The following is a 21,756-nucleotide window of genomic DNA, read 5'->3' as shown; positions in this document are numbered from 1 at the left end:
TTAAGCTTGCAGCAATGACAACTTAGCAAAAAATATCAAAAACAGCCCTCTTCCTTCTGCTATTCTAGAGTCAAAGGAGGCGCACCTTTGATTACTCACAACATCATTCAAAAAAGTATCCAGTACATGGAGGATAACCTTCAGGATGAACTGACACTTGAACAAATAGCTGAACACGCTGGTTTTTCTCCATACCATTTTCACCGTTTATTCCGAAAGGAAGTAGGCATAAACATAGCGGATTATTTGAGAAGCCGCCGACTTTGTTATGCATCTAGACTGCTACTAAACACGGATGAAACGATCATTACGATTTCGTTGAACTGCTATTTTGAAAGCCAGGAAGCATTTACAAGAGCATTCAAGAAGATGTACAGCATGCCGCCAGGCCGTTACCGTAAAATGTTTGCACCACATACGTATTCTACTTTAGGAGGAGATTATATGGATCAAGCTTCACCTGTGAAAGACTGGTTCCTGACGGGAAGCCAGCCTCAAAACTATGAAATGGGAGTTGACCGCAGCATTGTTCATCAAGGAAATGCATCGGGGTATTTGAAGGCGCTTAGTGCAGAGGATCCGGGTCAATTTGGTACGATGATGCAGCAATTTAAAGCTGAGAAGTTTGTCGGTCGCAGAATGAGATTCACAGGTTTTGTAAGGACAAGCGGGGTACAGGAATATTGCGGCTTGTGGATGAGGGTGGACAACAACGCTCAGGATATTTTGCAGTTTGATAATATGAATAATAGAAAAATTATTGGCGATACGGGCTGGAATCATTACGCTATCGTATTGGATGTTCCTGATAACAGCGCGACCATATCCATTGGTGTACTGCTTATGGGTAAAGGGCATGTATGGGTGGATAGCTTCAAGTTCGAAGAGGTTGATCTTAGCGTGCCAACAACTAATCTTGAGATGGAAAGCGAGCTGCTGGATGGGCCGTCTAATCTTTCATTCGAGGAATAATAAAGAGTAGATAAGCTGTATGGCTGCGATTCCAAGGATTGACATAAATTTAGAATGAACATATAATACCTAGTAAATAACTTGGTTTTTTGTAAATGGTCTACAAAAAAACCAATGAACTAGAGGAGACTACAAAATGGCTGTTCAAACGTTTAAAGCAACTGCTCAATTACAAGAGGGCGTAAAGGTTTTAACGAAGTCTAGACATTTCGAGCTCACGATCGATGAGCCCAAAAGCTTGGGCGGGACAGATACGGGGATGAATCCTGTTGAAGCGCTGCTCGCTTCATTAGGAGCTTGCCAATCGATTGTTGCTAGAGTTTACGCTCCAAAGTTTGATGTTAAACTGGATGACTTCAGAGTAGAGGTAGAAGGCGACATCGATCTTGATGGATTTTTCAATAAATCGGATGTGCGTCCTGGTTACTCGGATATTCGCTATACCTTCCATATCAAAACCGATTCACCAAAAGAAAAGGTTGAGGAATTCGTGAAGTTTCTAGAGAGCAAATGTCCAGTTGGCGACACCATCGCACATCCGGTTAACGTGAAACTAGAAAGCATCGTTATTGATCATTAATTTTAATCTGTTCGCTATCATTAAATGTTCATACATAAAGAAAAAGCAGGCTAGGTTTCCCCTTTATGAGGGGGGCCTAGTCTTTTTTTTGGGAATACATTAATTTCCTATTTAACGGATAAATGATAACTCGTAAGGGCATTATCCTTAAAGGTAACAAATACTTCACTTATTGAATAGGGAGGAACAAAATGAGTAAGTTTATGACAAGGCTCGTGTTGATCAGTATTTTTGCTCTGGCGATTGTTGCTCCTCAGGCAGCAAGTGCTAGGGAGCAGACCATACCAATGCTGCGCGAGGTGAAACAAACATCTCCTAATCAACTGCTCATCAATTACGACCAGCCAGTTGATAAAACAAAAGGCATAACGCCAACAAATTATTGGATTCAGAGTACAACGGATGTTACGCCAACAGGCATCGCAACCCTTGGCAAAAATGATCAAGTGAATCCAAGCAATTCATTAACAGCGAGTAAAGTATCGATAGCTGCGGCAGACAGTCAAAACCAAAGCTTTGTGCTTACCTTTAACCAGAACATATCCAATGGTAAGTCCTACAAAATGATTATTTGTTATGTAACAACGCCTGGCGCACCTCCTTTTACAGGTGATAACGGCTCTGCAACCTTTATTGGTCAATAGCTCTCTTTTTTTCATAAAAAGGCGGGCTTTACCTTTAAGTCATAAGCGCATATAAAGCCGAATGCCTCTTACTGGAGGACATTCGGCTTTATTATTACAAATTCATTATGATGCAAGCATACGTTAAGATCTTAAATATTATATATCATGTTTGCTTGCGAATTAAATTGGCTTTTATTTTAACAGCATAAAAACGATTAACAAAATAACGATATTGTCATTACACTCTTGATTTGATATAGTAGGCTAAAATCACCGAGAGGGGGACAGTGCTGAGCTAATGGATCATCCAGCTGTCTGAAGTGGATGAATCGCTCACTGCCCAATATGACAAATGATCTTCCGTTGAACAAGGAAACGATTTTAGATGCAGCTGAACAGGTGCTTAGACGTTATGGGCCCGATAAAAGCTCGGTTGTGGATGTAGCTAAGGTGCTGCAAGTAAGCCATGGTACGTTGTATCGCCACTTTGCAAGTAAAGCTGCATTGCGAGAAGCGGTAACGGGGCGCTGGCTGGAGAGATGCATCGCATTGCCTTTAGAAGCGATAGCCAATCAAACCGGCGGCAGCTCTTCAGAGCGCTTGCGTTTATGGATGGAGACGCTCATCCGCAGCAAACGGAATTATGCAGCCAATGATTCAGAGATGTTTGCGATGTACGCGGCTGTCACTGTAAATGCGGTTGATATGATCACCGATCATGTGAACCGCTTGATAGGGCAGATCACGCAAATCATAGATGAAGGAATACGTTCAAACGAATTCAAGTCTGGACAAGCCGAGAACTTAGCGAAGGCCGTATTTTTTGCAACGTCGAAATTTCATCATCCTGCACATGCCAATGAATGGTTGGCAGAAGACATCGATGAACAGTTCAAATTCGTATGGAATTTACTGCTTAGTGGAATCGTATAATGTGAAGCCCCATGATGATTTTAATCAGAGGGGCTTTTTTATTTATAGATAAATCTTCTTTAAATAAAATGACAAATAATAAAATATGTCACTTGATATTTGTCTGTGGCGAGAATATAATCAGAGCATAATGATGTAGATGCCAAGGAGGGAATAGTTTTGGAGAAGCGTTTAGCTGGGAAAGTAGCATTGGTAACGGGAGCTTCAAGGGGAATAGGTCGGGAGATTGCTGAGCAATTAGCGGGTAACGGTGCAAAGGTTGTTGTGAACTTCACGAGTAGCCGGGGCAAAGCAGAAGAAGTAGTAAATGGCATTAAGCGTTTAGGTGGTGAAGCTATAGCGATTCAAGCTGATATTAGTATCGTTGCGGAAGTAGAGGCTATGTTCAGCAAAACGTTAGAAGCTTTTGGACAAATAGATATTCTTGTGAATAACGCGGGTATTATGATCACGAAGCCGATTGCTAATATGACGGAGGAAGACTTCGATAAGCAGTTCGCTATTAATGTGAAGGGCACATTTTTTGCTTGCCAGCAAGCAGCATTGCATATGAACGCTAACGGAAGAATTATCAATTTCTCGACTTCGGTTGTTGGCGCGATGTTCCCGACTTATAGCGTGTATGCAGCGACGAAAGGAGCAGTTGAACAGATCACTCGCCAACTAGCGAAGGAGCTTGGTCCAAAGGGGATCACCATTAATGCCATTGCACCTGGTCCTGTTAACACGGAGCTCTTTAAGGTAGGGAAATCAGAAGAACAAATATCGGGTATTGCCAATATGAATGCATTCGGAAGATTGGGTGAACCTGAGGATATTTCGAGTGTGGTGCTGTTTTTGTCCAGTGACGAGTCACAGTGGATGACAGGTCAGACGATTCGAGTGAATGGCGGTTTTGTATAATTTTGTTGTGAACAAAAAAGACGAGTCCGATCGCAGTTTCTGCGGAACGGGCTCGTCTTTATTTACGCCGTGAAGCTTAGAATAAGGGCGGAAAGCTCACTTGCTATTTTTCGTCCTCATTCACTTTCTCATCAAACCACATCGGATCATCGTTATCCACGTTGTAGTTGATAAGAAGCTCTTCGCCAGCTTTTACGTCTGAGTAAGTAAAGAAGTTAACGACATGATTGTCAAAATCAAGATCGTGATAAGCATTTGGGGTATAGGAATGGTTGAACAACATGCCGTATCCAAGCAGGATCGCAGTGTGATTAGCGCCATACTCAAACACATAATCAGCAAGCATCGTTTTCTCTATGTGCTCATGCTCCTCATTCGGGAAAGGAATGACCGGGGCTTCATGAAACAGTACGCCTTTTGCAATATCAACCTTCGCAAATACTCCTCTATTAAATTCTCCATCGCTAAGCTTAGAAGTCTTTACCTCAATCATGTTAGTCACCTACGGTTCTTTAGTCTAAGGAGCTCGTTGCCATTGCATTAAGCTCGCTCACCTTAGGTAATATATCAATTTAATGAGTAAATAGCCAGCGGCTTCGGTAAACGTTATTTCATAACGATCCATTATTGTGGGAACATTTATCATTTTCAGCCCGTCTAGGTTATGAGGTGATGATGATGAACCAAAAAATTCTGATATACCTTTTATGTGGAGTCATTCTGTTAAGTACAGCACTTATTGTTAACCCTAAAGCAGCTTTCGCATGCTCGTGTGCAATGTCGCCGTCTGCAGAGACGCAGGTAAAAGATGAGCTTGGACGCAAGACTGCCATTTTCACTGGAAAAGTAATCAAGGTAACACAGCCTCCTAAGAAAAAAACGATGTCATCTGCTGATCTCGTTCAAGTAGACTTTGAAGTAGCAACGGTATGGAAAGGAAAACTCAAGCAGCAGACAGCTGTATATACAGCGATGAGCTCTGCAAGCTGCGGATATGAAAAATTTAATGCAGGTGATACCTATATCGTGTCTGCTAATGACAGATCAGGAAAGCTTGAAACAGGGATATGTGATTTAACGAAGCTGGTTTCTGCTGCAGGAGAAGAGTTGAAGGTACTAGGCAATGGTTATAAACCGTTGCCCTTAAGCGCTGGCGAGGTTTTGCATGTTAACGAAAGCGGAGCAACAAAGCTGCAGATCATCATAGGTGCGCTAGCCCTTTTTATGATCATTGGGATTGTTGTTGTGCGAGCACGACGTCGTCAATAAAGGATTGAAGGATGTTATATTTATAGGTTGTATATGTGCAAAAAATAAGCCGTAAGCTCTTTAAGAGAATTACGGTTTTTTTGCATGCTCTTATAGGCTTCGAAAGTTATTTTCCTGCATGAATAAGAAGATAGGAGTAAGACATACCCTAACCTAATCCATTGATTTCTTATTTACATTCATAAAATCTATGGTTAAATGGGGAGTGGCGAAACGAGGTGATTGAACAGGTGCTTCGTCAAAAAGCAATAATTTTGGAGGGGTACATGTGTACAAGCTGCTGCTCGTTGATGACGAGCCGGAAGTTACGGAAGGATTAATGAGTGAGATTGATTGGAAGAGCTGCGGTTTCTCAGAAGTTAGAACAGCAGGAAACGGCAAGGAAGCGATGGAGATTTTTGAGAAAATGGAGCCTGATGTGCTCATTACAGATATTAGCATGCCATATATGAACGGTCTGGAGCTGTCGGAATGGGCTAGAAAGGTATATCCCATTACACGAATTGTCATCTTATCGGGTCATGATGAATTTGAATACGCGAAGCAGGCCATACATTTGCAGGTAGAGGCTTATGTTTTGAAACCGTTCTCGGCAAAGCAGCTAACGGACACGATTGCGGAAGTAGCGAAGCGCATGGATGAAGAACGTGAGAAGCGAACCAATATTGAGCTTCTGGAGGAGCATTACCGCACCAGTCTGCCTATCGTGCGCGAGAAGTTTCTTTCCTCTTTAATTACTCGCAAACAGTCTTATAAGGACATTTCTATAAAAGCAGCGAAATACGGCATGGAGCTGGATGGTGAAGGGTACATCGTATCGATTATTGCAGTTAATCACTCTGAACATCAGAAGGATGCTGAGCTTCAACCACCCTCACATTCACTTGCTTCGTCAACAGATTTGGATCTGAAGCTATTCTCCGTGTGCAATATCGCGGCTGAAATATGGAATAGACATGAGCTTGGCAAAGTTTTTATTCATCAAGATCAAGTTGTACTGTTCACGGTCAGCCCAGAACCCAATAAGGAAGTGGTTATGGAGCAAACACAGGATGCGTTAAAGGAAATACTGCAAAGTATCGAGAGGTTTTTACGTTTTCCCGTCATGATTGGCGTTGGAACCTTCACACAAGATGTTGGAAATCTCAAGTATGCCTATGAGGCTGCAACGGTTGCTCTAGATTATCGCCGGATTCTTGGCAACAACCTCATCATTTGTATCGATGATATGGAAAGTCGTGTGAATGACAAGCTTCTCTTCGACGAATGGAAGGAGCAAAATCTAGTTCGAACGGTGAAGCTTGGTACCGAGAAAGAGCTGGAGGAAGTAATTGATGGACTGTTTGATGAAATATCCCGCGTCCAGGCTCCTGTTCATGAGTACCAGCATTATTTGCTCGAGATGGTAACGGCGATTATCAAGCTGACCAAAGCTTATGAGAGTGACAATGATGACATTTTCGCAGGCGGATGGGGCATATTGAATCAATACCAGAAGCTGAACAGCATGCAGGAAACGAAGGCTTGGTTTGGAGATTTATGTGCTAAGGTGAGAGTTCGTATCGCCAGCCGCAGGCAGCATACTTATAAACAAATCGTAGAGGATGCTATTCACTATACGAAAGAGCATTATCACGATAGTGATTTGTCTATTGCGAAGGTGTGTGCCCATCTGCATATCAGCGCAGGATATTTTAGCGGCTTGTTTAAAAAAGAGTTAAAAATGACGTTCGGTGCTTATTTGCTGCAGCTTCGAATGGAACAGGCGAAGGAGCTGCTTCGCACGACAGAGCTCAAAGCATTTGAGATAGCGGAGAAAATCGGATTTGCCGATCCAAATTATTTTAGCCTCAGCTTTAAGAAATATGCCGGATTGTCTGCCAAAGAATATCGCAGCGGCTTACTGGGACAAGAAAAATGATAAACCGCAAAAGCATACAGTTTATATTAACCGTTTCTATTACGATATTTTCTGTGTTTATTATATTGCTTGTCAGCGTTGTATTATATGGTCGTTTCTCTGCAACCGCGCAGGAAAATGCCTTTCGCAACTCACAGCAAATTGTCGATCAAGTAAGCTACAATCTTGAAAATTATATAGAGGTCACGTCTGACTTGTTCAATATGATGCATCATTCAATCGGACAAAGCGCCGATGTGAAGTCCGATGGGATGCGCCGCCAGCTGGAATCGATGATGTCGACGCGTTCGGACACGGTATCACTCGCCTTATTCGATGATAAAGGTCAGCTGCTTATCGATTTACCGAATGTTGAGCTGAAGGAAACGCTGAAAGTGACGGAGGAAGGCTGGTTTCGAAGCGCACTCGATTCAGCAGGTCACTTATCCATATCGCTTCCGCATGTTCAAAATTTGTATAAGCAGCAGTTCCGATGGGTCGTATCGATGAGCAAAAGCATCACAGTCCAGCATGAAGGCAAGCAGGTTCATGGCGTTTTGCTTATGGATGTCAATTTCAATACGATTGATGAGCTGTCCGAACGAGTGAGCTTGGGGCAAAAGGGTTATGTGTACATGCTGGACGAGTCTGCGGGCAACATTGTTTATCATCCGCAGCTTGAGCTCATCTATGCGAAGCTGAAAGAAGAGAATGTTGAGCTGGCGCTTAAGCATACGTACGGCAGCTTTATTGACGATTCTACGGATGAGGCAAAAATGATAAGCGTTCAAACGATTGGCAACGTCGGCTGGAAGGTAGTAGGCGTATCCTATTTGGATGAGGTGATGACGACAAGCGGACAATTAAACCGATCGATGTCCAAGCTTGTTATCGGCCTAGCGCTAATCGTATTTTTATTATCGAGTTTAGTCGCACGGAGAATCTCAAGACCGATCAAACGACTGGAGCTTTCGATGAAAAGCGTAGAGCGGGGCGACTTCAACCTGGCCGCCAGCGGCGAAGGGCCGCTTGAGATCAAGCGTCTTGCAGATCGGTACAACATTATGATCGGTACGATCAAGCAGCTGATGGAACGAATTGTAAGGGAACAGGAGAGCAAACGAAAGTACGAGCTGGAAGCGCTGCAAGCGCAGATCAATCCACATTTTTTATACAATACGTTAAATACGGTCGTACGCATGGTGGGCATGAACAAAAATGAAGAAGTGATTACGACGATTACGTCGCTGTCTAAGCTGTTTCGCATTAGTATAGGCAAAGGGAAAAGCCTAATCACGCTAGCGGATGAGATGGAGCATGCACGAAACTATTTGGTTATCCAGCACATGCGGTTCAAAAATAAATTCGACTATTCCTTTGATTTGCAGCAGGAGGCATTGTCGCTTGCTACCTTAAAGCTTATTGTTCAGCCTCTAATTGAGAACGCGCTCGTGCATGGCATTGAGCCCTCCGTTGACAAGGGGCATATTGCTATTTCCATGAGGCTTGAAGGCAGTGATATTGTGATCAAAATCGTTGATAATGGGCTTGGCATGTCGGAGGAGAGACTGGGTAAAATTCTTACAGGTGCTGTCATAAGCTCGAAGGGATCAGGTGTTGGTGTTATGAATGTGCAGGAGAGAATTCGACTGTTCTTCGGTCCAGCTTATGGTTTGCATTTCGAGAGCGAGCAGGAAGTAGGCACAACCGTAACGATTCGTTTCCCTGCTCTTACGCTGCAGCAAGCTGAAGGAGGGGAAAAGCATAATGGTTAATCTCAAAGGCAAGGTCATTAGCTTGCTGCTCTTCATCATAGCTGTCCTTTTATTGTATTCCGCTCTCTACCCGGGTCCAGAAGTGCCGAAGCAGGAGCAGACTGGGAAGACGATTCAGCTTATTCTTCGGACGAGCAAAGGCGACTACTGGAAAAATGTGACGATGGGCGCACAAGCTGCCGTCAAAGAATTTGGCATTACTCTGCATGTCTCTGCTGGTGCAGATGAGGGGGATATCAAAGGGCAGCTGCAATCAGCTATGCAATCGCTGGAGACTCGGCCAGATGCAATTGTACTCGGAGCAAATGATGATGTGGCATTTCAGCCTTTTTTGGAGGAAGCTGCGAAGCGGAATATACCAGTTATCGCAATGGATAGCTTGCTAACCTCGGGGGAGACGGCTTCTTATGTCGGAATGGACAATTACTTAGCTGGCAAAGAAGCGCTGCGGGAAATCGCCAGACAGCTTGGAGGCAACGGCGATGTTGCGATTGTAACGTATAGCAAGGGTGGTATTAATGGCATTCAGCGGGAGCGGGGAATCCGTGATGCAGTTAACGAATATGAGGGACTTCACCTTGTTGGCAGTCAATTGTGCTCGGAGGCGTACCGAGAATGTGAGCAAACCGTCAGCAGTATTTTAGATAAGCAAAAGGTAGACGGCATATTAACACTTAACACAGAAACGTCGATAGGAGCGGCGTATGAACTGAAACGTAGGCAAGCGGGCAATAAGATCAAGCTGGTAGGCTTCGATAGCTCGCCGGAGCTGCTGGAGCTGCTTCAGGAAAATCAGCTGCAAACATTAATCGTACAAAATCCCTTCAGCATGGGCTATCTTAGCGTCAAGCATGCATTAGCAGCAGCAAATGGACAAGCGGTTCCCGAGAAGGTTGAAATGAATATGGAGCTTATAACGGAAGAGAATATGTTTTGGCTTAAAAATCAGAAGTTATTGTTCCCTGTTGTGCAATAATGCTCATTTTATATGCAAATAGATGAGGATATTAATAAAAGTGATGAGGATATTACATGTGAATCCCTCCAAAATTACGACATAATGAAGCAGTAGTTAATTCATCCACCAGGGGGATATAAATAATGAAAAAGTGGACAGCAGCGCTCGTTATTGGAGCATTAGCAGTTACAGCAGCAGGTTGCGGAAGCGCAAATGGCGACGGAAGTGCAAGCAGCTTGCCTAAGGCAGGCGTAGCCATTTATAAATTTGACGACACATTTATGAGCGGTGTGCGCAGCGCGATTGATACAGCGGCAGAAGGTAAATTGGCAGTAGATATCGTAGATAGCCAAAACTCGCAGCCCACACAAAATGATAAAGTTGATTTGTTTATAACTAAAAAAGTAAAAGCAATGGCAGTTAACCCGGTTGACCGTACAGCTGCTGGCATCGTTATTGATAAAGCACAAAAAGCTAATATTCCGGTAGTATTCATTAACCGCGAGCCGCTTGCTGATGATTTGGCAAAATGGGACAAGGCGTTTTTTGTAGGCGCAAAAGCTGAAGAGTCAGGCACTATGGAAGGCGAAATCATTGCTGAGTATTGGAAAGCACATCCGGAAGCGGACAAAAACGGTGACGGCGTGCTGCAATATGCGATGCTGAAAGGCGAGCCGGGGCATCAAGATGCTGAGCTTCGGACCAAGTTCTCTGTACAGGCGATTCAAGATGCTGGCATCAAAGTCGAGAATATTGCTGAAGATACTGCGATGTGGGATCGTGTTAAGGGCCAAGAAAAGATGGCAGCTTTCCTTGCTTCCAAAGGCGATAAAATTGAAGCTGTTCTGGCAAACAATGATGACATGGCGCTTGGCGCAATTGAAGCATTGAAAGCTGCTGGCTACTTTAAAGACAATAAATTTATGCCTGTTGTTGGCGTAGATGCAACGGATCCAGCTAAGCAAGCGCTGAAAGAAGGCACTTTGCTCGGTACCGTTCTAAACGATGCGTCGAACCAAGGTAAAGCAACGGTTGAGCTTATGCGCGTTCTTGCTGCAGGCGAAACACCAACGAAAGAGAATACAGGCTTTGAAATAACAGACGGTAAATACGTTTGGATTCCATACCAAAAGGTAACGCAAGAGAGCAAATAAGATAAGCGGTAAGATGGATGATCAAGAGCGGGGGAATAACGTCACTTGCGTTGCCCCTGTTTTTTTTCGCCTACTTTCTTGGCGGGCTGGACAAAGGGAGGCTATACGATGGCAAAGCAGCATCCTTATTTGCTTGAAATGAACGGGATTACCAAGACGTTTCCAGGTGTTAAGGCGCTAGATGATGTTACGTTAAAAGTACGGCCGGGCACGGTTCATGCGCTCATGGGCGAGAATGGTGCAGGTAAATCTACATTGATGAAATGTTTGTTTGGCATTTATAAGCCGGATAACGGCGAGATCATTCTTGATGAGCAAAAGGTTGATATTAAAAACTCCAAGGACGCATTGAATTATGGCGTCTCCATGATTCATCAGGAGCTGCATCCAGTGCCGCAGCGCAGCGTGATGGAGAACATTTGGCTTGGCAGATTCCCGGTAAGAGGCATAGCGCCTTTCCGGTTCATTGATCATAAAAAGATGTACCGCGACACAGCTCAGCTGTTCGAGGATTTAAATATGACGATTGACCCTCATCAGCTGGTCGGCGAGTTGTCAGTTTCCAAAATACAATCGCTCGAAATTGCAAAAGCGGTGTCCTTCAATTCCAAAATTATTGTAATGGATGAGCCTACTTCCTCGCTTACAGGCAATGAGGTAGAGCAGCTGTTCGACATAATCAATAAGCTGCGTGCACGAGGCGTTTCAATTATTTATATTTCGCACAAAATGGAAGAAATATTACGAATCTCCGATGACGTGACGATCATGCGCGACGGTAAATACATCGGTACTTGGCCAGCTCCTGAGCTGACCATCGATACGATTATTACGCGCATGGTTGGCCGAGATTTATCGGATCGATTCCCGGAGCGTACGAACATCCCAGGAGAAGTCATGCTGCGCGTAGAGGGATTAACCTCGCCGCATGCACATTCCTTCAAGGATGTATCGTTCGAGCTGAGAAAAGGTGAAATTCTCGGAATAGGCGGACTGGTTGGGGCTCAGCGTACTGAACTGATTGAGGCGTTGTTCGGGCTTCGATCCGTAAAATCAGGTGTCATCTACAAGGATGGAAAGTCGATTACGATTAAGTCGCCAATCGATGCAAAGCGCCACAAAATTGCACTATTAACTGAGGAGCGCAGGGTGACGGGGATTTTTCCGGTGTTGTCCGTAACCGAGAACACAGCGATCGCTAATCTCGATTTATATCAGAATCGCTTTGGTTTCTTAAATGAATCGAAGATGAGATCGGAAGCAGCAAAAGGTGTTGAGAAATTCAAGACGAAGACGCCGTCTGTTGATCAACTGATTCGCAACCTATCCGGCGGTAATCAGCAGAAGGTGCTGTTAGCTCGCTGGCTGCTTACAAATCCTGATATTTTGCTGCTGGACGAGCCAACAAGGGGCATTGATATCGGAGCTAAATATGAAATTTACAACATTATTATTGAGCTTGCCAAGCAAGGGAAAAGCATCATTATGATTTCGTCTGAGATGCCAGAGCTCATTGGCATGTCCGATCGCATCATGGTGATGTCGGAGGGTCGTGCCACAGGTATTCTTGAAGGCAACATGGCAACCGAGCAAAGTATTATGCGGCTTGCAGCACAGACGGGCTAATGATGAAGGATTTAAAGGAGGTTTACGGCAATGGAAGCAGCTAAAGGTTTGAAAATAAAAAATGCATTTTCGCAAAATGCCATTTGGATTGTGCTTGTCGCATTAATTTTAGGAATCGCCATTATTGATGCAAACTTTTTGTCTATAACAACGCTTAGAGATATGATGGTGCAGTCATCGACGCGAGTCATTATTGCGCTTGGCGCTGCATTTGTTCTTATCACAGCGGGAACTGACTTGTCAGCAGGGCGTGTAGTTGGACTCAGTGCGGTCGTATCCGCATCGATGCTGCAAATGCCTGAATATGCGAGCAAGTTTTTCCCTAACCTGCCTGAGCTATGGGTGATCATTCCGATTGTAATCGCGATCACGGTTGGTTTGCTGGTCGGACTATTGAACGGCTTAATCGTAGCGAAATTTAACGTACCGCCTTTTATTGCTACACTTGGTACGATGGTCGCGGTGTACGGTGCGAATTCTCTTTACTTCGATATGCCGCCAAACAACTCGCAGCCAATCGGCGGTTTGCGCAGTGATTTCACTGAAATTGGTACAGGTGCTGTTGGCAGCGGCCAATTCTCTATTCCTTATATCGTATTAATCGCTATTTTTGTAGCGTTCATCGTATGGGTTGTCTTCAATAAAACGCGTCTTGGTAAAAACATGTACGCCATTGGCGGCAACATTCAAGCGGCTCATGTATCCGGCATTAACGTGGCTAAAAACTTGATGTGGATTTATGCAATTGCGGGTGCTTTGTACGGCTTAGCGGGTGTGCTCGAAGCAGCGCGTACGGGCGGCGCGTCGAACAACTACGGCAATATGTATGAGCTTGATGCCATTGCTGCATGCGTGGTCGGCGGCGTTTCAACAACTGGCGGCGTAGGCAGAGTGAAAGGGATCATCGCAGGTGTTCTTATTTTCACTGTCATCAACTATGGTTTGACTTATATCGGTATTAACCCGAACTGGCAGCTGATTATCAAAGGTTTGATTATCGTTGTTGCTGTAGCGTTTGATATTCGCAAATATGTAGCGAAGAAGTAAAACGAGAACGAAGCAGAAGCTGTCTCAGAAGGTCGATGACCTTGTGGCAGCTTCTTCTTTCATTCACACGATAGGTTTTCATTGTACTTCGCGCAACTGGTGGCAGCTATTCAGCAATGATGCTTTTAGATATGCAGGCTAAGACTTCTCCTCAATCACACGCTCAATATACTTCGCTACTCCATCCTCATCGTTGCTCTCTACGACTAGCGTGGACAGCTCAATGAGAGTAGGATGCGCATTGGAAACAGCGACCTTGGTGCCGGCAGCTTCGAACATCCCTAAGTCATTCAGATTGTCACCGAACACCGTAACGTCCTCAGGCGTACATTGCATCAGCTCAGCCCATTGCTTCAAGCCTTCTTTTTTATTGGCTTTGCTGTGGCTGAATTCTAGAAAATAATGATCTTTTATATATTGATCCTTCATGAGATGAACATGAACCCGATCGCCGAATGTACGCTGTACTTCATCCTTAAGCGGCTCAAGCTCATGCAGCAAGCCAATATAAGTCACAATCAGCGTCCTAAAGGCATCCGAGCATTCGAGCAGCGGCATTTCTCCAAAACGAGGATCATTAGGGCGGCTCTCGTAGAAGGTTATGTCGCCAATTCGCAGCAGCTTCTCGTGGAATACACGTTCCTTATCCTCCGCATCAAGGGCGAACAAGAAGGGAATTAGACTTTGTTTTCTTCCTAGATCAATAATTTGATTTGTCGTTTCGTTATCCAGCCAGTATCCGCCTATGACCTTAGATGAAATGGGATCAAAGATAACCGCGCCATTATATAAAACGATCGGATTTTTCCACGGGATAACAGATACGATTTTGTTAGAGCTGATATAGCTTCTTGCCGTTGCGTAACTAATGATGATACCTTGCTTCATCGCATGGTTTATGACGTTTATCGTATACTCGGACAAGGTAGCATCCGATTGAAGCAGCGTTCCATCGAGATCTGTAAGGAAATGATTGTTTGCCATTAATAAAGCCCCCTGTTATTCATGATTAGGAAGTAGGGCTCCCGCCCATGCTTTCACGAGCCGGCGCAACCCTCGTTCCAATTCTTTCTCGTTTAATCCGCCGAACCCCAAATACAATCTTACAAAACGACCGGGCAGGATAGGCGTATCCTGTGCAGCATACACGTAAACGTCCTCCGAAGCAGCAAGCTTAATCAGCTCCTCGGCACTGCACATTGTTTGAACAGCGATTTCCACATGCATCCCTGCACAATCCCCATGAACCTGCACATGCTCGGGCAAATAAGTGTCAATGAGCTGAAGCATCTTAGCACGTTTTTTACGATAAAGATTGCGAACCTTCCTTACATGCCTGTACCAATGCCCTCGTTCCATGAACAGCTGCATGGCCCACTGATCAATGCGTGATGGACTCGTAAGTGTGTGCTCTATAGCTTGCAGCTTGCTGAGCAGCGGAGTCGGGACAACCATATAGTTCATACGCAGCGCGGGTGTGAAGGCTTTGGAAAACGTCCCAATATAAATGACGCTGCCCTGATGATCCATTCCTTGAAGAGAAGGGATGGTTTTGCCTGAATAACGAAACTCTCCGTCGTAGTCATCCTCAATGATATAGGCGCTGTTTGTGCTTGCCCAGTGGAGCAGCAGCTGCCTAGTGGAGTAAGGCAATGAGCTCCCAGTAGGACGATGTGAAGGAGTGACATATAAGATTCGAATTTGTTTGTCTTCTAATATAGAAACGAAGTTCTCCATGTTATGGATGGGGACAGGAGCGACGTTGTAGCCGTGCTGCTGGAAGGCAGCTCTTACCTGAGCGATACCGGCTTCTTCCACTGCAATTGTAGATGCACCGTGTAGCAATTTAGCGAGAATTTGTGTGCTGTAAGAAAAACCTGATCCAATAATGATTTGTTCAGGCGTGCAATTGACGCCTCTTGAACGCTTTAAATAGTAAGACAATTGCAAACGCAAATCGTATTCGCCCCGCGGATCGCCATACTGATGAACATAATTCGCATGGAGAGATAGGGCATCATGAAGGACGGACTTCCATGCGCGAATGGGGAATGATTGTCCGTCCACGGCGAGCAGGCTGAAATCGACGACTGCGTCGTTTTGGATAGGAATCGGAATGGAATGGCGATGTATGCTAGCTTTTTCTTCTAAAATCTCTGTATGAACCATGGCAGCAGCAGGAGTTAATTGTGACTGTATAACAAATAGACCGGCGCGCGGCTTGCTAACCACATAACCTTCTTCCAGCAGTATGTGATAAGCCGTTTCAATTGTCGTTTTACTAAGCTTCGATTGCTCGCGGAGCGATCGAATTGATGGAAGCTTTGTTCCATCCGCTAGAGCACCAGATTGGATGAGTTTCCGTAAATGTCTGTACAACACCAAATAGACAGGGCCTTGCTCTTCTTCTGAAAGGTTGATATCCATCTTATCACCACACAATCTGACCCTTAAAATTCATATAAATCTGACACTGTGGTAGAGGTCAATTTCAGTATAAACTTTGGCATAGGCTTCCATCAATAACAAGAAATATAAATGGAGAGAAGGGGTTGCTATGCCGCAAGTAGAAGGAACCGTTGAAAGTAGATTGGCAACATTAGGGATTATTGTACCAAAGGCGAGCGAGCCCGCAGCTAAATACGCTAACTGCGTATTTTCAAATGGACTTCTGTTTGTTTCTGGCAAAGGACCTGCGGCCACGATAAAAGGGAAGCTTGGCAACGAGTTTACGACAGCAGAAGGTTATCAACTCGCTAGGCAGACAGGAATTGAAGTTCTCGCCGTATTAAAGCATTCACTAGAGCGGTTGGATCTTGTGACTCGCGTCGTAAAGGTACAAGGTTTTGTGAATGCTGATCCGAGCTATGAAGAGCATCATAAGGTACTCGATGGCTTCTCGGATTTGATGGTGGAGGTATTTGGCGAGAGAGGAATTCATGCACGTTCGGTCATGGGGGCGAGCTCCTTAAGATATCAGCTGCCGATCATTGTTGATTCTATTTTTGAAGTGGCCACGGAATAAAGTCTTCTAATTATTAGCCGTTGCATTTGTTTTTATATTGCCTTAACATTAAAGTTTAAGAAAGCCGTCAGGTGATGACGGTTTTTTTATATTTAATGAAGTGCAAATTTCTAAGGAGTGAGCGTCTTGCAGTTTTTCCCTAAACGTTATGACAGATCACTGTTTATCGTTATATTCATCTTTATGATGTTGAAAATGCTCCTGTTTCGCCATTTCGTCTTTTCGGGCATACAGGTGGAGAGCTTGCTGCCTGATGCAGCAGCCGTACTTGCACTGCTTCTGCTGCTGGAGCTAGTCACCTCTGCGAGGTGGAGAGGAGCCGTATTTGGACTCGTGAATGCCGTGTTTTCCTTGCTGCTATTTGCTTCAACGGTGTATGTCAGTTATTACGGAACAGTACCTACGTATACCGCACTGCATGGACTTGACCAGGTACTGCAAATTAGGACAAGCGTAGGGTCTATTATTTTGCCTGCTTATTATATTTACTTTCTGGATGTTGCCGTCTTGGCAGCTCTATATATCGTTAAACGTGTCAGAGGAATACGCAGCGATGGACGCAAGCGAATTGCCAAACCTCTATACACAGCCATTGCAGCTGTTCTATGTATTGCGATCTCGGGTGGATTCATTTGGTCCGCGAGTACGATTCCGAATGAAATCGTGAAAGCTGAGAATTTAGGCTATATCAATTATCAGGTAGCGGCAGCCGTTAAGGCGAGCAAAGAGCAGGCCGCGCTGAAAAATGGCAATGTAGAAGAAACAGGGGCTGATGCGGTAGCACTCAAATCCTCCTATTTTGAACAAGCTGGAGAGATGGTCGTTGCAGGCATGCCAAATTATTTCGGATCTGCCAAAGGTAAAAATGTGATCGTCGTTCAAATGGAGGCGTTCCAAAACTTTGCCATCAATTTGTCTGTCGGTGGTCAGGCGGTTACGCCTGTTCTTAATCAGCTAGCGAAGGAAAGCTTCTACTTTCCTTATGTATTCCAACAAATTGGACAAGGGAATACTGCGGACGCTGAATTCATGTCAAATACTTCTATCTATCCAACCGGGGATATGGCGATGTCTACAGGCTATGGTGATCGAGAGCTGCCGAGTCTTCCGAGACTGCTTGGAGAAAGCGGGTATGAATCGGGCACCTTTCATATTAATGATGTGACTTTTTGGGATCGCAACCGAATGTATCCTGCGCTAGGTTTTACGGCATATTATGATAAAGCATCATTTAAAAATGATCATTTTAATTCTTTTGGCGCATCGGATGAGGAGCTTTACAGGGTCGGTCTTGAAAAGCTTAACGATATGAAGGAGCAAGGCAAGTCTTTTTATGCTCAATTCGTAACTGCATCCAGTCATCATCCTTTCAAGGTTCCAACGGAGCTTCAGCATATTACGATGCCGGACGCCTTGCAAGGAACGCAGCTGGGCAATTATTTGACCGCATTAAATTATACCGATTATGAACTAGGCCGTTTTATTGAGGGGCTCAAAGCGAACGGCATGTGGGAAAACACGGTGTTGGTTGCCTATGGCGATCACGCTGGTCTACAAACGACAGACAATGATCCTGCATGGGTTAGTGAGCAGCTGGGCATCCACTATGATGAGCAAATTAGCCGCTTAAACATCCCGCTTATTGTTCATGTACCTGGCATAGAGGGAAAAACCGTTAATCAGGTTGGCGGTCAGGTTGATATTATGCCTACCATTGCAAATTTACTAGGCATATCGCTTGATGATCAAACATTTACGGCATTTGGTCATGATTTGCTTAATATTTCTCAAAATGTAATCGGTATGCGGTATTATTTGCCGACAGGATCATTTTTTAATAATGACATCTTATTTATACCTGGCAAAGGCTTTGAGGACGGAACTGCCGTCGATATTAGAACGAAAAAGCCAGTAGCCGACTTCAGCAAATATCGTGGAGATTATGATTATATACTGGAACTCATGAAGCTTTCGGATGATTATGTACGTCTGCTGCCGAAGCGGGCACCATAGAAACAGATGAAATGCCTCTTGTCTATCCGGACTTGAGGCATTTTTTTCTTCGCAAATGCAATTATAAGCTTTTATGGAGGCAGGCAATGAGGTAAGATGGATATAGCTACAGAAGGTACTCTATTCCAATAAACGTAAGGAATCGATGAGACATGCGAATTGGTTTTTTTGATTCAGGGCTTGGCGGGCTTACCGTATTAGCGGAGGCACTTCAAAGACTACCTGATAAGGATTTTCTTTATATGGCGGACACGCTCCATGTTCCCTATGGGACGAAGTCAGAGGAAGACGTGAAAGCGTACATTTTTGAAACGGTTGGTTTAATGATGGAAGAGGGCATAGATGCATTGGTCGTCGCTTGCAATACAGCGACCAGTATTGCAATTAACGAGTTAAGAGAGCGTTATTCCCTGCCCATTGTCGGCATGGAGCCTGCTGTTAAGCCAGCAGTAGAAATGAATCGAGCAACAGGCAAAAGGGTACTCGTCTTCGCAACGCAGTTAACGCTACAATTGCCAAAATATTACGCACTCGTGTCACGCGTGGATGAGATGGGAATCGTGGATTCACTGCCTCTGCCGGAGCTTGTGCGTTATTGTGAGGCGCTGCAATTCGATAAACAGATTATCAACGAATATTTCCGGGCAAAGCTCGCAAACTATGATTTAGACAATTACGGAATTATCGTACTCGGCTGTACACATTATCCTTTCTACAAGGATATATTGAGGGAGCTGCTTCCTGCTCATATCGAGATTGTGGATGGGAATGTGGGAACGGTGAAACGCTTATCCGCATTATTAAGCCGCTATGGCATTCCCGGAGGCGGAGGCAACGGTAACGTACGCTTTATGTGCTCGGGCCAAGAGCCTGCCTACATGGACAAGATGCAAAAGGCACTTTCGATTTTACGTGAAAAAAATGTTTTAACACAGTCACTTCAAAGCTAATTCGAAGCAAAAGGCGGGCAGCGCTCATCATGAGTGCTGCCCGCCTTTTTTTATGACGATTATATGATTGCCGGCGGTTCTTCCAAAGTAAGCAAAACAGGACAATGATCGCTGCCCAAAATATGAGTGTCAATGGACGCATCGATGAGCAGTGGGCTCAGTCTTGAAGAGGCTAAGAAATAATCGATCCGCCATCCCACGTTCCGCTCGCGCACCTTCATCATGTACGACCACCAGCTGTACACATCTGTACGATCCGGGTAAAAATGTCTAAATGTATCGAGGAAGCCAGTTGCTAGCAGCTCCGTCATTTTGCCGCGCTCTTCAATTGTAAAACCGGAGTTGCCTAAATTAGGTTTCGGATGCTTAAGATCAATCTCCTGATGGGCTACGTTCAAATCACCGCAAACAATGACAGGCTTTAAGGCATCAAGCTGCTGAAGATAACCGCGGAAGCGATCTTCCCATTCCATTCGGTAATCCAATCGCGATAAGTCACGTTTGGCGTTAGGCGTATATACCGTAACTAGATAGAATCCTTCAAACTCCAGCGTAATGACTCGTCCCTCTGGCTCCGAGTTTTCCTCAATACCATAGTGCACGGAGAGAGGTTTTATGCGGGTGAACACCGCAGTGCCTGAGTAACCTTTCTTAATCGCGTAATTCCAATATTGCGAGTACTCCTCACCAAGCTCCATGCTGATTTGYCCATCCTGCAGCTTCGTTTCTTGCAGGCAAAAAATATCTGCATCCGTTTCCTTGAAATAATCGTTAAAGCCTTTCGTTACGCATGCCCGTAAACCATTTACGTTCCAAGATACTAGCTTAATCATGATCTATCTCCTTACGTTTTCTATCATTACGTACTAGTTTATCATATTTTCTTCAAAGGACTGTTGGAAACATCATGCTCTGTGGATAAAAAAAGGCTGTGCCAAGCGATTAGACACCTGCTAGACAAACACATTAGTTAATATATATAAAATATCATTTGCAAACGTTATATACAGTTAAGTATTTTAATGTAAAAATTGATAGTGACGATAATATAGACTTAAGCAGCATTTCTGCGATAGATGAGATTGCTTATAAGAACCGTAAACGTTTGAAGAAGAAGGAGGCTGTCATGATAAAAATATATAAGAGTGAATCAGGGAAAGAACAGGTTCTGCGTTCCTATAATGCGCTTCTGGAGCTGTGGCCAACGGAATTTGAGGAGCTGGACATTAACACCAAATACGGCGTCACGCATTGTCTTATTTCTGGTCATAAATCGAATCCGCCGCTGCTGCTGCTTCATGGCGTTGGAGATAATTCGGCGGTGATGTGGATGCTGAACATAAAGGAATTATCCAACCATTTTTATTGCATTGCAGTAGATACGATGGGTGGACCAGGAAAAAGTGTGCCTAACGAAAACTTTCAGAAAAAGACGTTTGATCAGGTGGATTGGATCAATGAAATCGTTGATCAAATGGGACTGAATCAATTTCATATCGCTGGTGTGTCGAATGGAGCTTATATGGCTTTTAATTATACGGTTAACGAGGCAAGTAGAGTGAACAGAGTCGTTTGCATGGAGGGAGGTATCGTTACAACACCAATTAAAAMGATGGTGAGCACCTTAATGATGATGATGCCGGAAATGCTGATTCCAACCCGCAATAATATGCTTAAAATTATAAAAAAGCTAAGCTCGCCCCAATCCCGCGTTTATGAACAGCATCCCGAATTAGCGGAGCATCTTGTTCTTGCCATGAAAAATCACAATCAACAAGCGATGTTTGCACATAAGCTGCAGAAATATGATCAAGCGTCAGCAGCTGCGATAAAGGATAAGCTGTATTTTCTGATGGGTGAGTACAAGCTATCCCATAAGAAGGATTTTTTGCAGGTATTAAACGCAGGACAATTTCGTTACAAAATAATCCCTCATGCAGGACACGGTGTTAATCATGAACAGCCTGATGCTGTACATAATGAACTAATCCCATTTTTACTTCATTGAACTTGTTTTGTTCGGAG

The 21,756-nt window shown here is 44.3% G+C and carries 20 protein-coding genes; 16 read left to right on the top strand and 4 right to left on the bottom strand.

Annotation, left to right across the window (positions count from 1 at the left end; genetic code table 11):
• Positions 1-87 precede the first annotated feature (87 nt).
• From AC1DPK_RS15040 to AC1DPK_RS15020, 5 genes are all read left to right on the top strand, one after another.
• Complete coding sequence (locus AC1DPK_RS15040) at positions 88-972, top strand: helix-turn-helix transcriptional regulator (protein ID WP_477510830.1); 885 nt, start codon at positions 88-90, stop codon at positions 970-972.
• A 136-nt stretch (positions 973-1,108) separates the two neighbouring features.
• On the top strand, positions 1,109-1,552 hold the full coding sequence (locus tag AC1DPK_RS15035; protein WP_076268773.1) for an OsmC family protein: 444 nt from the start codon (positions 1,109-1,111) through the stop codon (positions 1,550-1,552).
• A 191-nt stretch (positions 1,553-1,743) separates the two neighbouring features.
• Positions 1,744-2,196, top strand: a complete 453-nt coding sequence (locus AC1DPK_RS15030) for a hypothetical protein (RefSeq protein WP_477510829.1) — start codon at positions 1,744-1,746, stop codon at positions 2,194-2,196.
• Between the two features lie 306 nt (positions 2,197-2,502).
• Positions 2,503-3,111, top strand: coding sequence for a TetR/AcrR family transcriptional regulator (locus tag AC1DPK_RS15025; RefSeq protein ID WP_477510828.1), 609 nt, complete (start codon positions 2,503-2,505; stop codon positions 3,109-3,111).
• Between the two features lie 159 nt (positions 3,112-3,270).
• Entirely contained in the window at positions 3,271-4,014 is a 744-nt protein-coding gene (locus AC1DPK_RS15020; protein WP_477510827.1) for an SDR family oxidoreductase, read from the top strand.
• 103 nt (positions 4,015-4,117) lie between these two features.
• Here AC1DPK_RS15020 and AC1DPK_RS15015 read toward each other — a convergent pair whose 3' ends face one another.
• Positions 4,118-4,507 carry an SET domain-containing protein gene (locus tag AC1DPK_RS15015; protein WP_054026376.1) on the bottom strand — a complete coding sequence of 130 codons (390 nt, stop codon included), beginning with the start codon at positions 4,505-4,507 and terminating at the stop codon, positions 4,118-4,120.
• Between the two features lie 185 nt (positions 4,508-4,692).
• On the opposite strand from AC1DPK_RS15015, the gene AC1DPK_RS15010 reads away from it, so the two are divergent.
• The 7 genes from AC1DPK_RS15010 (at position 4,693) to mglC (ending at position 13,743) form a co-directional block, all read left to right on the top strand.
• Positions 4,693-5,283, top strand: a complete 591-nt coding sequence (locus AC1DPK_RS15010) for a hypothetical protein (protein ID WP_477510826.1) — start codon at positions 4,693-4,695, stop codon at positions 5,281-5,283.
• Positions 5,284-5,551: 268 nt separating this feature from the next.
• Positions 5,552-7,204, top strand: a complete 1,653-nt coding sequence (locus tag AC1DPK_RS15005) for a response regulator (protein WP_477510825.1) — start codon at positions 5,552-5,554, stop codon at positions 7,202-7,204.
• Positions 7,201-8,958 carry a cache domain-containing sensor histidine kinase gene (locus AC1DPK_RS15000; protein ID WP_477510824.1) on the top strand — a complete coding sequence of 586 codons (1,758 nt, stop codon included), beginning with the start codon at positions 7,201-7,203 and terminating at the stop codon, positions 8,956-8,958. The genes AC1DPK_RS15005 and AC1DPK_RS15000 overlap by 4 nt, the downstream gene beginning before the upstream one ends.
• The gene (locus AC1DPK_RS14995) at positions 8,951-9,934 is read left to right on the top strand and encodes a substrate-binding domain-containing protein (protein WP_477510823.1); all 984 of its coding nucleotides are present in this window, start codon (positions 8,951-8,953) and stop codon (positions 9,932-9,934) included. The genes AC1DPK_RS15000 and AC1DPK_RS14995 overlap by 8 nt, the downstream gene beginning before the upstream one ends.
• Positions 9,935-10,059: 125 nt before the next feature.
• Positions 10,060-11,070: a galactose ABC transporter substrate-binding protein gene (locus AC1DPK_RS14990; protein ID WP_441878648.1), complete on the top strand. Its 1,011-nt coding sequence runs from the start codon at positions 10,060-10,062 to the stop codon at positions 11,068-11,070.
• Between the two features lie 108 nt (positions 11,071-11,178).
• Positions 11,179-12,696 (top strand): sugar ABC transporter ATP-binding protein, encoded by a 1,518-nt coding sequence (locus AC1DPK_RS14985; RefSeq protein ID WP_477510822.1) that lies wholly within the window; start codon positions 11,179-11,181, stop codon positions 12,694-12,696.
• A gap of 30 nt (positions 12,697-12,726) precedes the next feature.
• Positions 12,727-13,743, top strand: coding sequence for a galactose/methyl galactoside ABC transporter permease MglC (gene mglC, locus AC1DPK_RS14980; RefSeq protein ID WP_430055270.1), 1,017 nt, complete (start codon positions 12,727-12,729; stop codon positions 13,741-13,743).
• A 138-nt stretch (positions 13,744-13,881) separates the two neighbouring features.
• On the opposite strand, the gene AC1DPK_RS14975 is transcribed toward mglC, so the two are convergent.
• Positions 13,882-14,727: a Cof-type HAD-IIB family hydrolase gene (locus tag AC1DPK_RS14975; RefSeq protein WP_477510821.1), complete on the bottom strand. Its 846-nt coding sequence runs from the start codon at positions 14,725-14,727 to the stop codon at positions 13,882-13,884.
• A gap of 15 nt (positions 14,728-14,742) precedes the next feature.
• The gene (gene pdxR / locus AC1DPK_RS14970) at positions 14,743-16,170 is read right to left on the bottom strand and encodes a MocR-like pyridoxine biosynthesis transcription factor PdxR (protein WP_441878642.1); all 1,428 of its coding nucleotides are present in this window, start codon (positions 16,168-16,170) and stop codon (positions 14,743-14,745) included.
• Positions 16,171-16,300: 130 nt separating this feature from the next.
• Between pdxR and AC1DPK_RS14965 the strand changes: the two genes are divergently transcribed.
• From AC1DPK_RS14965 to murI, 3 genes are all read left to right on the top strand, one after another.
• Positions 16,301-16,768, top strand: a complete 468-nt coding sequence (locus AC1DPK_RS14965) for a RidA family protein (RefSeq protein WP_441878640.1) — start codon at positions 16,301-16,303, stop codon at positions 16,766-16,768.
• Positions 16,769-16,894: 126 nt separating this feature from the next.
• On the top strand, positions 16,895-18,781 hold the full coding sequence (locus AC1DPK_RS14960; RefSeq protein WP_477510820.1) for an LTA synthase family protein: 1,887 nt from the start codon (positions 16,895-16,897) through the stop codon (positions 18,779-18,781).
• Positions 18,782-18,933: 152 nt separating this feature from the next.
• Positions 18,934-19,731 carry a glutamate racemase gene (murI, locus tag AC1DPK_RS14955; RefSeq protein WP_076268780.1) on the top strand — a complete coding sequence of 266 codons (798 nt, stop codon included), beginning with the start codon at positions 18,934-18,936 and terminating at the stop codon, positions 19,729-19,731.
• Between the two features lie 59 nt (positions 19,732-19,790).
• Here the strand turns inward: murI and AC1DPK_RS14950 are convergent, their stop codons facing one another.
• Positions 19,791-20,561, bottom strand: coding sequence for an exodeoxyribonuclease III (locus AC1DPK_RS14950; RefSeq protein ID WP_477510856.1), 771 nt, complete (start codon positions 20,559-20,561; stop codon positions 19,791-19,793).
• A 296-nt stretch (positions 20,562-20,857) separates the two neighbouring features.
• On the opposite strand from AC1DPK_RS14950, the gene AC1DPK_RS14945 reads away from it, so the two are divergent.
• Positions 20,858-21,739 carry an alpha/beta fold hydrolase gene (locus AC1DPK_RS14945; protein WP_477510819.1) on the top strand — a complete coding sequence of 294 codons (882 nt, stop codon included), beginning with the start codon at positions 20,858-20,860 and terminating at the stop codon, positions 21,737-21,739.
• Positions 21,740-21,756: the final 17 nt, after the last annotated feature.

This window comes from Paenibacillus sp. 01T424 (assembly GCF_056398745.1).
The sequence above is the reverse complement of the archived record's forward strand: the minus strand, read 5'-3'. Positions and strand labels throughout refer to the sequence as shown.

Bases quoted from the DNA above. Each gene is read 5' to 3' on its own strand.
- murI (WP_076268780.1), top strand. From the start codon at position 18,934: ATGCGAATTGGTTTTTTTGATTCAGGGCTTGGCGGGCTTACCGTATTA.
- AC1DPK_RS14985 (WP_477510822.1), top strand. From the start codon at position 11,179: ATGGCAAAGCAGCATCCTTATTTGCTTGAAATGAACGGGATTACCAAG.
- pdxR (WP_441878642.1), bottom strand. From the start codon at position 16,170: ATGGATATCAACCTTTCAGAAGAAGAGCAAGGCCCTGTCTATTTGGTG.
- AC1DPK_RS14990 (WP_441878648.1), top strand. From the start codon at position 10,060: ATGAAAAAGTGGACAGCAGCGCTCGTTATTGGAGCATTAGCAGTTACA.
- AC1DPK_RS15035 (WP_076268773.1), top strand. From the start codon at position 1,109: ATGGCTGTTCAAACGTTTAAAGCAACTGCTCAATTACAAGAGGGCGTA.
- AC1DPK_RS15000 (WP_477510824.1), top strand. From the start codon at position 7,201: ATGATAAACCGCAAAAGCATACAGTTTATATTAACCGTTTCTATTACG.
- AC1DPK_RS14995 (WP_477510823.1), top strand. From the start codon at position 8,951: ATGGTTAATCTCAAAGGCAAGGTCATTAGCTTGCTGCTCTTCATCATA.
- AC1DPK_RS14975 (WP_477510821.1), bottom strand. From the start codon at position 14,727: ATGGCAAACAATCATTTCCTTACAGATCTCGATGGAACGCTGCTTCAA.
- AC1DPK_RS15015 (WP_054026376.1), bottom strand. From the start codon at position 4,507: ATGATTGAGGTAAAGACTTCTAAGCTTAGCGATGGAGAATTTAATAGA.
- AC1DPK_RS14965 (WP_441878640.1), top strand. From the start codon at position 16,301: ATGCCGCAAGTAGAAGGAACCGTTGAAAGTAGATTGGCAACATTAGGG.
- AC1DPK_RS15030 (WP_477510829.1), top strand. From the start codon at position 1,744: ATGAGTAAGTTTATGACAAGGCTCGTGTTGATCAGTATTTTTGCTCTG.
- mglC (WP_430055270.1), top strand. From the start codon at position 12,727: ATGGAAGCAGCTAAAGGTTTGAAAATAAAAAATGCATTTTCGCAAAAT.
- AC1DPK_RS15010 (WP_477510826.1), top strand. From the start codon at position 4,693: ATGAACCAAAAAATTCTGATATACCTTTTATGTGGAGTCATTCTGTTA.
- AC1DPK_RS15025 (WP_477510828.1), top strand. From the start codon at position 2,503: ATGAATCGCTCACTGCCCAATATGACAAATGATCTTCCGTTGAACAAG.